This window comes from Microcoleus sp. T3_B1 (assembly GCF_036700445.1).
Lineage (GTDB): Bacteria > Cyanobacteriota > Cyanobacteriia > Cyanobacteriales > Microcoleaceae > Microcoleus.
On the sequence record NZ_JAUBOX010000127.1, the window covers coordinates 1 to 13,721 of the forward strand.

Genomic DNA, 13,721 nt, shown 5'->3' on the forward strand with positions numbered 1-13,721 from the left:
GGTTTTTAGCTGGCATTTTTGTAGAGATTGACTAAACTCCTTTTTTATTATACCCTATTTAAAGGTACAACAGCTTAATTTTTTTGGTGGCGGCTTCGATAGAGTTACCGCATCAAGCTGATCGGGGGGTAACTCAAGTATTTTGTTGAAACGACGTGGTGCAGAGAGGCAGGTAAAAGTCGGAGTCAGGAAACCATCGAGGGCAGCGTGCCACCAATTCCTGAAACTCTAGGAAGTGCCGATCGCCCACAACCGCCACCACATCCGCCGCCACCACTTCACCACGGTCGATCGCGTCCTCCAAATCGCAATCAATACCTAGCGCAATCCCTGGCGAACTCCACCCGATCGCCTGTTTGATTCTGGTGGCGAAGTGGTGGGCGATCGGAATTAGCAAATCTTGGAATTGCTGTTTTTCGGATTTGGTCAGTGCAGCCCAAATTTGCGCTCGATCGGCGTGGCCCTATTGGCAAACGTCGGCTAAAACATTTTTGATGTCCAGGGCTGTTTGTCGATCGTTGCTGGCAATGGTGGCGCGGATAAAGCCAAGGCATTCGATATGGGTAGCAGCATCTAGCATATTGGAGCCTCCCATCTCAAATCATCGGGATAAGCTCGGAACTGTACCATCCCCGAATCAACCATTGATTTAGCTTCTAAGAGGTAGCGACCCTCAACAAACTCCAGCACCCGGCATTTAATCCACTCCCCAAGCTTTCGCTGGAACCAACCCCAAGCTTTTTGGGCGCTCGGACTTTCGGCCTCTGGCTCTGCATCGATCGCAATCGCAACTTGGGAAACAGTACCCGCCACGCTCGCCCAGCCCGTTCTGCCTGCGGGTTCCGGCTGTGGCGGGGCAAGCGTCTTACTCGCCCCCTCCAGCAGGGCAAAAATTACTGATTTGGGCAAAGATCCAATTTGAGCAGCCCACAAATCAATCTGTTTTTCTGCGGCTAACGGAATATATCCCTGGGAATTTTGTCTAGTTTTGCTATGGGATTCTAATAGCAAAACTAGACGTTTTTTAAATTGCTCAGCCGTGGCGTACCCCAACTCCCGGATAAACTGGCTCAGCCTTTGTTTGCTAACTTTGCAGAAATCTGCGATTGCGGTCAAAGTCAGCTTGCAATTTTTGCCCATTGCTTCTTGGGCAAACCGAGCGATCGCCAGTTCAAGCTTTTGCATAGGTGTAGCAGCTTCTAGGCAGATGTCAACGGCCCGTACAAGCTCCACTGGCAGATCGAGAACAAAGTTACTGATGAAGTAGATTGTTAGTGTCTCTCCAGCGCGTCTGTTCGCCCGCAGACGACCCATTGCCTGATCGATGTTGGCATGAATGTCTTGGTGTATATAGTCGCGAAATTCTAGATCTACAGACTCATTAGAGGTAATAATGTCCGGCTCCCCTTTAGGTGCTGGACGGCTTAAAATCATCTGCCGAGTTGTTTCTTGGCTTGTGATATTCGGCGATCGCCCGTAGAGTAAGGTAAATTCTGCTGCCAGTGTGGCGATGGGGCGACAGGGTGTTCCAACCAAAATCAGAGTTTTTGCTTCTTGAGCCAAATTTGAGCCGCGCGATTCACTAAACCATTTCAAATCTAGGTTTTTGGCTTGGCTGTCGGTAGTGGTAAATTTTTTAAAATCAATCACTGCCGCCGCCGGATCTTCCTGCCGAATGGCTGCGACTATTGCTTCGATCGCGCGAACTTGCTCAGCCCCTCGCGATATCCCCAGCCGACCGTGATCCACTATTTGCTTGATAATGAGTTCTGCCTTTTTGGATGTCGCTTGCTGGATGTGCGAGATGCCCTCATTTTCAATTCCCAGCATCAAAGCCAATTTCTTTGGTGAACCGGTAGCATCAAGGAAAATATTTGCCTTGGCGGCATGGGCAATTTCAATCAGTCGCCTATCGGCAACTGTGATAGACAGCACTCCCCTATTTAAATTTAGGTAGCCCGGATGATTGCCAGTAATTACCTGCAAGAAAGACCGCAGCCACTGTTTGGCTACCTTCTGGGCTTTATCCGCTAAATCGGCATCAGACGAGGTGAAGCTTTTTCTTAAGTTAGCAGGCAAGTCTTGGAGGGACACGCCGTGTTCCCCTAGCCCGTGCAGAATTGCCTGTACCTGGTCGTTTGGGTTCGTTACTTCGGCGATCGCATCAACATCAATATTCCCTTTTATAAGGGGCAACAAGATTTCTAGCAGACTGTCGTGTGGCAAACCCCACCTTGGGATTTGATGCTTGCCAGAGACAAGCTCGCATAGTTTTACTAACAGGTCGGTCAATCCGAAGGCTTCGGTGTCAGCAGATAAAAGTAGGAACATAATGTGAGTGATGTCACCTTCTTCAACGGTGATATTTTTGCCGTACTTCAGCGATTCACTCCACTCTTCCCAAACCAGGACTGTGCCTTTGGTTTTACCCTCGGCTGCATAGCCAAAGGAGTCGGTCGGCGGTAATGAGTCGGGATGAACTCTAAGTCTCTCAGCTTTCAATGCCTGGCTCCGTGCCTTTAAAAAACCAAACTTTTCCCCGGCACGGCAGCCCTCAAAGTGCGGGCAGGTTGGGCACATCAGGCCGGCGGTATCGCTGCCGGATATGTTTTTTTCTCGCAGTACGGCGCTTAACTCTGTACGATCACAACTAGCAGCAGCTTCAATACGATCATCAGCTTTTGCCCGTCGCCAGTTGCCTAGATTATCGATCGTTAGTCCTTTGTGGCGGGATTCCAAGTCTTCCCAGCTTTGCAACGATGGCGTGCTCGCGTTCCGGTGGTCTTTGCTGATGTAGATAATGCGATCGCAATCAAAGTCCGCTCTTAAGCAAAGTCCTGTGTCGTAACTCTTCCCTGTACCAGTGCCACTGCTGTCAATAATGAACTTGCTCGCAGCAGCATTTTTTTGCCATATTGCCAAGCGTTCGCCTGGATAGTAAAGTGTGGCATCATTAACTTTTCGATCACTTGTCAAAACGGAGCTCGCCTTCAGTGGCTTGGGATATTTTCGATTGAGCAGCCCTTCATAGATTTTTAAAGCTTTGGCTGCTTTGCCTGCACTGAATGCTTCAAAATCCTCCCAAAATAACTCAATCTTCCTCTCGGCTTCCCCGGCAGCCAACAGATCGTCAATGCCACTGATATCAGATTTTTCTACTTGTCCCCACCAGCCGATCCGCAGTTCATATCCCCAGCTTGTGATTAACTTGTGAGTTTTCGCGTACTCCCGCATCACGTCTTTATTTCCCGGAGAACCCGCATCGACATACAAAATTATCAGGTTTGTGCCGAGTTCGGCTGAAAGTTTGTCGAGCTCCTCCTTAAAAGTTTTAGGGCTACTGGCAAACAGTCCTCCGGCGGCTCCCAGGAAAAACTGACCGCTGAGTTGGGCTGCAATCCAAGGTTTGAGAATTCCTTCGGCAAGTCCGATCGATGTGAAACTGGGATCTATTACTGTGGGTCGGCACACTGTGATAGGCATTTCCCCGTTCTGCAAGTGAGAGGTGGGGCCGTTGGGGCGCTTCCTCCATCTGCTTGTAGGCCATTTGTACTTGCCGTTATCCTCTGTATTATCCAGTCTCAATTGCCAGCCAATCATTAGCCCGTTACTAGACCAGACTGGGCAAATATAACCGGATTCGGTGTTTGTGAGCGATCTGCCGTTAGTGTCGATCGAGACTCCGGCAAGATTTGAACTCACAGCAGTTTGCAATTTTTGGTAGGGACTGACGCTGCGAAACATTCCAGCCTCTATCTGTTCGTCTGACAACCCCCGTCGCTTCAAATCTTCTCTGTGGTTGGAGTTGAGCGTTAGTTGTCCTAGTATTTTTCTGATTTCTTGGTCGCGATCGGTAACAGATAGCAGTTGGGCCCTGTCTTTAGTTTCTCGCTCAAGTCTGAGCTTTCTGGCGACCTCTCGCTGGCGTTTGTATTCTGCTAATTTTTCAGCATCTTGTTCCTCCTCTAAAGCTTTTTCTATATAGATGCCGAAGCCAATCTTGTCGTGACTTTTTAAGATGAAGGCAGAATTTGAACTGTCCGTGCGGCAGAAATAAAGGTTGCCGTTCATCCGACAATCTTTTCTTGCGCCGTTGCAAACTGGGCAATTCCCTTTTGATCGTGTAAAAGAATTTGGCGCACTCATGCCACACCCCCAATTGCTCCAAAGGTAAGTGCAGAAACTTGCCTAAAATTAATTAAATCCCTCCAAACTTTTTCAAAATTACCTAAACCTGGTACAATTGAGTTACAGCTTAGGTTTGAAGAGTTTGCGAAGCTATGGGTAGTGTCAGAATTCTGTGAACGTGCGATCGAACCGTTACCGATAGCATTAATCGGCAAAGCAACGCAAAAATGGCGCTTTATTTTTCTTACAAGGTGTGGCATGATAAGGGTAGCCGGCACTCTTTTTAGGAGACCGACTAATTGAGTTCTACCTCAAACAAACGTTGTCGTGCATCTTGGCGGACTCACGACAACAAACAAAATTTATTGTATACCAAAAAGAAGCGCTGGGAGCCTTATGCTGCTAGCGCTTCTTGGTGTTGAAATTGCTTTTGGGCGTCTGACTCCAGGTGTCGGTCGAGATGACGCCCGGTAAATCCATAAAGTCTCCTCAACAAAAACCGATCAAGATACTTCAAGAGATGTAGAATATTCGTTCAGCGTTTGAATTAACTCTGGCGATCAGGCGATCGGATAAGCGAACCCAGAAAAACCCCGATATGAACCGGGGTATCAATTCCTAATGTCCGTGGGATGTGTGTCTCAGGACTCTTCAATTATCTCAACCAGCACCTCAACATCCCCTAAAGTAGCCTTCGATTTTGGGTGCAAGGCTTTCAATTGATTGAGCAAGTCGGCTGGCTCCGAAAGCTCGATCGCTGGTGTTGGATTCCGTTTAAGTTTTTCTAGTTCTTCGGACTTGCGATCGAATTCTTCCCGCGTGCGATCGAGTTCTTCGCACTTGCTAGCGAGTTCTGCCGCGAATTGCTCTCGATCGGCCGCTCGATCGGCGGTAAGCGTCTCAACCTGTGTCTTGAGTTTTTCCACTTCCTCCTGATCGCCAGCAACATCTGCTAATTGCTGTTCGGCTGCTGCGAGTTTCTGGTTGGCAGTTGCTAGTTGCTCTTGAGTTTGCTTGAGTTCTTCTTGAGTTTGTTGAAGCTGCTGCCTGAGCGATTCCTCTTCGGTGCGATCTGTGCTCAGGCGGCTAATCTCCTCAATGCAGGTTTGAAGATGCACCCGCTAGATGAAGAATTGTAACAATATTGCTTGTTAATAGCCTCTGCCAGGCGGGGAGAACCAACCTCCAGGTGCTGCTGAGGGCGACTCTTTTAAAAGGTAAATTTTGGATAAAGACAAGTCTAAATTAGTCTAAATTAGTATTTATAACGGCACTTTGAAAGAGTAAATGCCCAACCGAATTGAAGAGCAACAGCCCGAAACCTTGAATCTGCCCTGTCCGGTACCCCTGACTCAGCACCCGGCAGCAGTGTACCTCGACAGTTTGGGTAGCGAGCGGTCAAAGGCAACCATGAGAGAAGGGCTCAATATCATGGCCCGGATGCTGACAGGTGGGGAGTGTGACGCAATGACTTTGAATTGGGCGGCATTGCGCTACAGACATACGGCGGCTCTGCGCTCGGCTATGGAGAAAAAGTACGCCCCGGCGACGGTGAACCAAATGCTGTGCGCCCTGCGACGGGTGTTGAAGGAAGCTCTGCGGTTGGATTTAATCGACCCAATAGATTACAGTAAAGCGGTGGATGTCAGGAGTATCAAGCAATCGGGAAAAGTTAGGGGGCGCGCGCTAACGCTCTGTGAGATTGCTGCATTGATGCAAAGTTGCTCTGGTAAGACCCCTATTGATGTTAGGGACTCGGCGCTGATTGCTATCTTGCGAGGGGGCGGCATCCGTCGCTCTGAAGCGGTCAATCTCTTGAAGCGAGATTTCAATCTATCCACGGGAGCGCTGTTCGTCCGAGAGGGTAAGGGCAAGAAAGACAGGACGGTTTATCTCCCGGAGTCTGCTTGCGTTTTGGTGTCCCAGTGGCTCGATTTGAGGGGGGAGGCGACCGGCCCTCTGTTGTACCCGATTCGGAAAGGGGGAGAAATTCAGCGCCGGCGCATGACGGAGGATGGTGTGTTGAAGATTGTGCAGCGGCGGGCGTTTCTCGCTGGGGTGGAGTCTTTTAGTCCCCACGATTTCCGGCGCACGTTTTGCTCGGACCTCCTCGATGCTGGGGTGGATATTGTGACGGTGCAAAAGTTGGCGGGTCATGCTTCTCCGGTAACTACGGCCAAATATGACAGGCGTGGGGAGGAAACTAAGCGGCGGGCCGTGCAGCATTTGGAATTTTAGGGCTTTGTGACGTTCTCTCCCGTTAAGTGCTGACGCACTATAAAAGGTGGACAAGACTGACATCTAGGACTCTGATGAAACTTATAGTTCCTTTATCAATAGCCTCCGCTAATTCTGGGTTTAAGCTACAGAAGAATTGGCTGTTGTCAGGTTCAGAGTAAACTACTTCAACAACATAACATCCCGTTTTGGGGACAATCCTCACTTCGCACAAATCCTCAAACTTCAGCGCCGTGTTAAATAACTTGCGAGAAATGTTCGTTATTTCATCGCAGTAATTAAACCACTCATGGCCTTTTTGATTGCGTGCCTTTCCACTCGTTCTTTTAACAGTGTGGACAACTATAGCAATCCGATCTGGTCTCACAACACAACGCCCTCTTGTCTTCCTAGACTTGTTGTATAGCAAGACTTTCAGATTTTACTGATTTAGAAAATCACTTAGGATTGCTATATCAACTATCAACTATCAACTATCAACTGTTAACTGTTTAATGGCAGTAGCCTCTCCCTATCAGCGCCCGGATAGCATTGTGATCAGCCGCCTCAGCTTTCCAGCAAGTTTTCTTGAATCGTAGCGGCACTTAGCTTCTACCAAGATTTTTTCCATCAGCTCGGATGAAGCTACTGCTTGCAGCCATGCAGCTTCTAAAAATACTTCTACAGTCACTCCTTTTTCTTTGCAAAATCTCGTCAAGTTAGCATCTATTTCTGCATCTAAAACAACGGCAGAATGGCGGCGAGTCGGCGGAATTTTCGCGAGTTCGGCTTTTAACTCTTCTAAGGTTGAATTGTCACCCGTGGTTTCTTTTGAAGGTTCCTTCGCCGGAGTTGACTGTTGGGTAATTTGTTCGCTCTCCTGTTTGGGGGCGATTAAAGTATCTTCTCGGCTTGGAACAACTGTTCGCTTGCGGTTGGAGCGAATTTGGTCGAGGATGCTGTCACTCATTGTACTTTTTGTTGTAAAAGAGACTCGATTTTGGCGAGCAGAATTTCAAAGGGATATTCTAAGTCGGGATGTCCTAATTCACTGAGAGTTTGGCGTTTGTTAATGGCTTTTTTGTACTGTTCGGATTCTCGGATTGAAGGGAGAATTAATTCGTTTTCAACTTCGTCTTTCATTCCTTCTACGGCAAGGCGGCTCTCTAGGGTTTGAGTGTTGCCAATCCAGCGGTCGCGGAAGGGCAGCACTCCTAGTACGGTAGCGTTGGTTGCTTTGACATCTCTCATGGAGTTGAGCAAGTCGAGTGTCCGCACTAGGGAACCGTAGCCTTTGACGGAAGCTTCGGCGGGTACGATTACGGTGTCGGCGGCACCGATTGCGGTTAAGCAAATCTGCGAGCGCTGCGGGGGTGCGTCAATGATACAAAATTTAAAGGCTTCGGCAACTGGTTCGAGGCGGCGCAGCAACAGGGTAGCGCCGACGCCGCTGCTGGATAGGTAGTCGGCGGCGGCGTCAAGGCCGTCGTCGGAGGGAATTAGAAACAAGTTGTCGCTACCTTCGACTGGATAGATGCCGTCTTCGATGGGCACGGATTTTTTGAGAACTTCCAGCAAGGTGGGCTGGTTGGGTTGCAGTTCTAGCCCCAGGTAGGTGGTCAGGTTGTGTTGGGGGTCGGCGTCGATAGCCAGTGTGGGATAGCCCCGGCTCGCTAGGAGGCGGCTCAGGAATAGAGATGCGGTTGTCTTGCCCTGCCCCCCGGACAGGGACGCGATGGCGACTGCAATCATGGCTTTAGGGACATGGGATGGGGTTTTCTATATAGATCGTCCTCTAAAAAACGAAATTAGTCAATATTTAATTCAATAAAAAGCTAAATTTAGTAATTTTTATTTGTTATTGTGAATAAAAAGCTAAAAAGCTAATTTTAGTAAATTATTAATGTAAATTCTTAAAATGAGCAAGTGAGCGGAGATGAGCTCGCGCCGAGACCACCCAATTTTCCTCCACAGACTCTATAGATGCGTGTTTAAAAGGCGCGGCGCGTGTTTCTTTTATGGGGAGTGCGTGTTTAAAAGGCGCGGTGCGTGTTTCTTTATAGTTAACGGCGGCCTGCATTCACGCACTCTTGTGTCCCCGTGAATGCAGGTCAATCAATGCAGATAACGGCATTGGGGCAGTGCTGTTCGATGAGGGGGCGGACAACGCTCCATTCGCCCCGTCCCCCAGACCATCCAAGCTTGTAGGGAAGGAAAGGAGTTAGTTCCAATTCCAGGGATTTGTGGTGGAGTTTAGATAAACAGAGCGCCAAGGCATCGTAATCGGTATAGCGTTTCTTACTGCCGTGAAGGTTTTGACCCGCCATACTGCACACCCATAACTCAGGAGTGGAGCTAACCCGAACCATTTGGACTTTACCGAGAACAAAACGCTTTCGACCTGCATCGGGGCCACAGAAGCGCCGATACTCCAACTCAACCACCGGCCACTTCGCTGCAATTGAAGAGCCCAAACCAGTGTGAAGTACCCCAACGCAGCAGACCTGATGAGCAATGATACCCGTTTCGACATCACGGATGAGTTTGAGCTTCTTTTCTAGTACCATGTGCTATATGATACTAGCTCTCGTGGCTGGTGCGATCGACGGATTTGCGTCCAGACAGGGTGTTGGCTCACAGCAATAAACCAGGCTTAATCAATAATGGCTGTTTATTGTAAAGCAATTTGTGCAACAGGTTGTTGCACAAATTGCTCGTTCGGGTAAGATTCCGCAAAACTTCTCATATACAAGAGACATATGAGATGAGAAACCCTTCATCTCTTGTAAAGCTTTTGGCAAGTCGGCCACTAAATTGTCTATAACTTTCGCCACCGCGCATCCACTCCCCGTCCCACACATTTAATCCTTCCCTCATCCCGTTCTTGACGCAAAATGCGACGAATTAAATCCACAGAAACCACCGGACAACGTTGCTGTAACTCTCGCATCGAAAACTCGATGCGGCAAACTCTCAATTGCCTGTAAAACCATTGCCGTTTTCGTTCCTTTTGCTCCTCCAATCACCCCAACCCGCTGCTCAAATTCTCGATAAGCTCCCAGTAACATTACGCCTAAAAAATACTCCCACTCCTGGCAACAAGCTATGCTTCCCCTCATGCCAATTTTGAGAAGATTGGTACAAGGCATCATAATAGCTTTCTTTGGTGCGCTCCACAATTTGTTCTAAACTAATAAACTGCCCTACTTCATAACCCGCTTGATACAACAATAACAGCGTCAGCAATCTTGCCATTCGTCCGTTACCATCCAGAAATGGATGAATGCACAAAAAATCCAGAACATAACTAGCAATCAACAACAATGGTTCAATCTCACCTTCACGGGAAAATAGATTAAATTTCTCATGCAACTCTTCCATAGCCTGAGATGTGGCATAGGCGGCAACAGGAGTAAATCGCACTATTTGTCTACCATCAGTTGTGGTTGCCGTAATTAGATTTTCTGTTGTTTTCCAACAGCCACCTAAACCGACGCTAAATTGATATAAATCGCGATGAAACTGCAAAACAATATTCGGAGTAAATGGAATATAACCATAGCTAGCGTGAATTGTATTTAGCACATTCCGATAGCCCGCGATTTCCTGTTCTGAACGATCCCTTGGTGCTGTGCGTTCCGTTACTAAGAAAGCGAATTCGCGCCAGAGGAACGGTAATTCCTTCAATGCGGTTAGAAGATTCGGTACTTTGAATAATCGCAGTTTGCCGCAAAGTTTCTAGCACTTGTGGTGCTTGTTGTTTGTACAACTCCTGTTTACCTTTGTACTCCCCAATTAAGCGAATTGTCTGTAGGAGTTTTTGGGTAATCGGTTGCTGGGTTAAAAAAGTCTGTTCAAAAGATTTCATTGATTTAAAAGCACCACTGTAATAGCCATTGAGTCGCTTTGGTCTATTATATAAGTATTTTTAATATAGGTACTACCCTGGTCACAGTACCTATATTAAAGGTATTGTACCCGATTCATCTGTACTGTTTTGTGCGTCAAAGGTCGCCAACTTCCCACCGGGACTATAGTACCAATACCCTGGAATAAGGGGCTAAATGCCCAAATTAACGAACGCTATTTTCCTCCACAGACTCTAAAGATGCGTGTTCAAAAGGCGCGGTGCGTGTTTAAAAAGGCGCGGCGCGCGTTTAAAAGGCGCGGTGCGTGTTTTCCCGCTATGAAACAACATAATATGACGCGCGGCCTTGACCCTCTAATTTCAACTGGTTGGCATCAGTCAACTTCCGCAGCAGGCGACTAGCTTGGTCTTCGCTGATACGACAAAGTTCCACAGCTTCTTTTCTGGTAATTCTGCCGTGAGTCCTTACATATTGAAGCACCATTTGCTCTTGCTGAATGGGTTCAAAGCCAGCTTGCCGAACGTAATCAGCGGATTGTCCCAGTTCTCGGTAAACTAAGGGGCTAAGGGTGTAGGTGCGTCCTTTTTTGACGCCACGCGCTTCTACCAAACCAGCTTCAACTAATCGTTCTAACACGCTGCGGGCGATCGCTTCATCTCGCTGAATGGCACGGGCGAGAGTAGCCGTGTCTAACCGTCTTTCTTGTCGCAATTGTCCGATCGCGATTAAAGAGTCAACGGGGAGTGGGCTTTGACGGCGATTTTCCTCTTCAATCACTACGCGCAACAGTCCTAAGTCGGCTTCCCCCCCTGGCAGTCTGACGGCAACTGAATGAGAGTTTGTGCTTCGATAATCAGGGGCGGATCTTCCGTAGCGCAATAACCCCTGATAAATTAAATCTACACCGCGCCCAGTTCGTTCGGCGAGTCCGATGCGTTTAATGGCATCGGCTAGGAAGGGGTTTCTCGGTCGGGGTTCTACGACTAGCAAGTTATTCAAACTGACACCTTCAACAAAACCCCCTGGGTTGCTGATGGTAATTCCGTAATCTTCCCAGCGGATGTGAACGGCTCCCAATTTAGTGTAATCTCGGTGGATGAGGGCATTGACTGAGGCTTCGCGAAAGGCGCGGCGATCGTAGTTGGGAACGGGGACGCGAAATAAACCGATTTGCACTTCATCTTCTTCAACGCGCACCTCAAACTGTTCCATAACTCGCTCAAACAGTTTTAGTAGGGGGGTGCGGTAAAAGTCATTGACTCGCACTTGGGTGCCTTCGAGGACTTGAAAGGCGACTTCGTGGGTGGGTAAGTGTTCGCGGAGGGCGCTTTCTCGTCCTAAAATCAGCAGTCCGGTGACGGTGGGGAAGCGAATTCCATCCGTAGAACGCACGAAACCTAAAGCGCCGTCTAGTTCTTCATCGGTTAAGGATAGGAGAGTACGATCACCACCATATCGCTCTATTAATTGTCGCAGGCGTTCGCGTTCCAGGGGGTCGAAGTCGGTGACAGACGATCCGGTGACGGGTAATGAGGAGTAATCGAGAACGCCTAAGTCTGACTGGCGAGTGGCAAATTCGTAGGGATAAAAGGGGACGCATTGGGGTGTTCCGTCTACTTGCAGGCGGCGGCGTTGTAGGAGTCCGTCAGAGGTGGCGACGATGCGAGCTGATTTGGGGACTTCTATGCAGGCAATGGTTTGACCTGCTTCTAGCAACGCTGTAACGCGTACGCTGACTGGGGGGTTGGTGCGGTTGCCAATCATGGCTGCTAAGGTGGACAGGTTTTGGTGTTGAGGGTGCAAACCTGTTATTTGACCGTCATCTTCAACGCCGAGGTAAATGGAGCCACCGTCTGTATTGGCAAGGCAGACGACGGTTTCAATCAGGTCTTTGTCTGGCAGGCGAGTGCGATCGCTCTTAAACTCGACGGTGAGGGATTCTTGTTCGGGAATCGTGCGATTCATTTAACAATATAAAATAGGGGCGACCAGACGGCATTTACAATTTTACGGCAAAATAGGGTCTAAAGCCCCGTCCTGAGAGTGTCAACCTGTCCCCCCTTCTGCAAGCTCTAAGCGGTGTGCGTAAGTGTTGACGAATTGCCCCGAAAACAGAGATTTCACCATTACCTGAGCCCCAGAAACAGCTCTAACGACATATTTCTGAACCTCACCGCAGAACCTCACCACCGAGCCAACTTTCAGCTCAGACGGTGCCATTTGGGGTACTTTTGCCTCATAAGTGGGAATAGCATGAGTTTCGGGCTCTATCGCCTGATATGAAGCTACAATTCCCATCTCTTCAGTTGTTAATGTCTCCCCAGGTGCAGCTTCCACTCCGAACACTTGAGTAGTGTGAGCCCATTCCTCATCCAGAGGCGACACACCCTCTGATATCTTTATATTATTATCCGACCCTGTGCCAGCAGTTCCCACCTCATTATTTTGTTGAGGCAAATCCTGAGAAAACACACCCTCTGACATCCCTATATTATTATCCGACCCTGTGCCGACAGTTCCCACCTCATTATTTTGTTGAGGAAAACCAAGAGGCGGCACAACCTCAGATATCCCTATATTATTATCCGACCCTGTGCCACTAGAAACCCCTTCTAAACACTCTCGTGCACCTTCCGCCGACACTGCCTCTTTATCCCGCTGCTGCCAAACCTCAAAAATCGCCTCCCTGCCATCCTGGGGAAACTCAAACTGGTAAACTCTAATGCGTTTGGGCCTACCTAAAGCATCTCGTTCCTCAGACCTTTCTTGGCGAACCCGTCGCAAAGTAAAGCCCAGCTTACCCCTTAAAATATACTGCACCACTTCCATCGGCTTAGCCTTGGGATTGACGCTGATGCCCAAAAAGTCTTTCACATCAACAGAACATAGCTTAACCCGCTCAGCAAAAGCTATCACAAGCGCGTCAGTCCCTCGAAACTCTTTGTCCGGGTTTAAGAACTCCATCACTCCCAATTTATTAAGTGCTTCCACCCTAGCTGTAAATAAGCGCAAATCTTGGGGACAAACCTTACCTTTACCCCTTTCCTGATGTCCAGCCAAGTGATTTTTATCTCGCAATCTGACAAATTCAGGGTCATAACTTAGATAATAATGCAGGCTAATTTTTGGCAACCAGCCATCATCATCTCTGAGTTTTAGTTCGGGCGTAATAGGCACTCCATAAGTATCCCACAGTTGATATTTACGCTGCTTGTCTAGTTCTGCCTTCGTCTTAGCCCGCTTGTCCTTCAATTTCAGGTATTCAGACAGAGTAATGTTTTCAGCATTGGCCACCCCTGAAGCCTCAGCTACCTTATTCTCTTCCCTGATTACTTTTGCCTCATCGCTAAGACAATTAGCTACAGTTTCTAAGTTGTCTAACTCCTCTTCTAATTCTTGCGCTTGCTTAGTTAGCTGTTCCCATAAATCCCAGGGTAAGAGCATCTCAATCAGCCTTGACAAAAGGATTTGAGAAGAAGCATCATGTATTCATCATTCATTGCAGCC

Annotated in this window: 13 protein-coding genes; 1 reads left to right on the forward strand and 12 read right to left on the reverse strand. The window is 48.3% G+C overall.

What is annotated here, in order from left to right:
* Positions 1-133: 133 nt before the first annotated feature.
* From QT990_RS33670 to QT990_RS33680, 3 genes are all read right to left on the reverse strand, one after another.
* Positions 134-397, reverse strand: coding sequence for a hypothetical protein (locus tag QT990_RS33670; protein WP_333310923.1), 264 nt, complete (start codon positions 395-397; stop codon positions 134-136).
* A gap of 176 nt (positions 398-573) precedes the next feature.
* The gene (locus QT990_RS33675) at positions 574-4,071 is read right to left on the reverse strand and encodes a hypothetical protein (RefSeq protein WP_333310921.1); all 3,498 of its coding nucleotides are present in this window, start codon (positions 4,069-4,071) and stop codon (positions 574-576) included.
* 698 nt (positions 4,072-4,769) lie between these two features.
* Complete coding sequence (locus QT990_RS33680; RefSeq protein WP_333310920.1) at positions 4,770-5,246, reverse strand: hypothetical protein; 477 nt, start codon at positions 5,244-5,246, stop codon at positions 4,770-4,772.
* Positions 5,247-5,415: 169 nt separating this feature from the next.
* On the opposite strand from QT990_RS33680, the gene QT990_RS33685 reads away from it, so the two are divergent.
* The gene (locus QT990_RS33685; RefSeq protein WP_333310918.1) at positions 5,416-6,366 is read left to right on the forward strand and encodes a tyrosine-type recombinase/integrase; all 951 of its coding nucleotides are present in this window, start codon (positions 5,416-5,418) and stop codon (positions 6,364-6,366) included.
* Between the two features lie 37 nt (positions 6,367-6,403).
* On the opposite strand, the gene QT990_RS33690 is transcribed toward QT990_RS33685, so the two are convergent.
* The 9 genes from QT990_RS33690 to QT990_RS33730 all read right to left on the reverse strand — a co-directional run bounded on the left by QT990_RS33690 (position 6,404) and on the right by QT990_RS33730 (position 13,658).
* A complete protein-coding gene (locus tag QT990_RS33690; protein ID WP_333310916.1) occupies positions 6,404-6,733 on the reverse strand; it encodes a hypothetical protein in 330 nt (109 codons plus the stop codon).
* A 147-nt stretch (positions 6,734-6,880) separates the two neighbouring features.
* Positions 6,881-7,315 (reverse strand): hypothetical protein, encoded by a 435-nt coding sequence (locus tag QT990_RS33695; RefSeq protein WP_333145888.1) that lies wholly within the window; start codon positions 7,313-7,315, stop codon positions 6,881-6,883.
* Positions 7,312-8,097 (reverse strand): ParA family protein, encoded by a 786-nt coding sequence (locus tag QT990_RS33700; RefSeq protein ID WP_106331468.1) that lies wholly within the window; start codon positions 8,095-8,097, stop codon positions 7,312-7,314. Before QT990_RS33700 ends, QT990_RS33695 begins: the two co-directional genes overlap by 4 nt.
* Before the next feature lie 359 nt (positions 8,098-8,456).
* Positions 8,457-8,912, reverse strand: coding sequence for a hypothetical protein (locus QT990_RS33705; protein WP_333050350.1), 456 nt, complete (start codon positions 8,910-8,912; stop codon positions 8,457-8,459).
* Between the two features lie 251 nt (positions 8,913-9,163).
* On the reverse strand, positions 9,164-9,367 hold the full coding sequence (locus QT990_RS33710; RefSeq protein WP_333145883.1) for a hypothetical protein: 204 nt from the start codon (positions 9,365-9,367) through the stop codon (positions 9,164-9,166).
* A gap of 17 nt (positions 9,368-9,384) precedes the next feature.
* Positions 9,385-9,930, reverse strand: coding sequence for a Fic family protein (locus QT990_RS33715; RefSeq protein WP_333145881.1), 546 nt, complete (start codon positions 9,928-9,930; stop codon positions 9,385-9,387).
* On the reverse strand, positions 9,908-10,213 hold the full coding sequence (locus QT990_RS33720; protein ID WP_333207522.1) for a hypothetical protein: 306 nt from the start codon (positions 10,211-10,213) through the stop codon (positions 9,908-9,910). Before QT990_RS33720 ends, QT990_RS33715 begins: the two co-directional genes overlap by 23 nt.
* A gap of 316 nt (positions 10,214-10,529) precedes the next feature.
* Positions 10,530-12,179, reverse strand: a complete 1,650-nt coding sequence (locus QT990_RS33725) for an RNA-binding domain-containing protein (RefSeq protein WP_333466292.1) — start codon at positions 12,177-12,179, stop codon at positions 10,530-10,532.
* 81 nt (positions 12,180-12,260) lie between these two features.
* On the reverse strand, positions 12,261-13,658 hold the full coding sequence (locus tag QT990_RS33730; protein ID WP_333466293.1) for a hypothetical protein: 1,398 nt from the start codon (positions 13,656-13,658) through the stop codon (positions 12,261-12,263).
* Between the last annotated feature and the right edge of the window lie 63 nt (positions 13,659-13,721).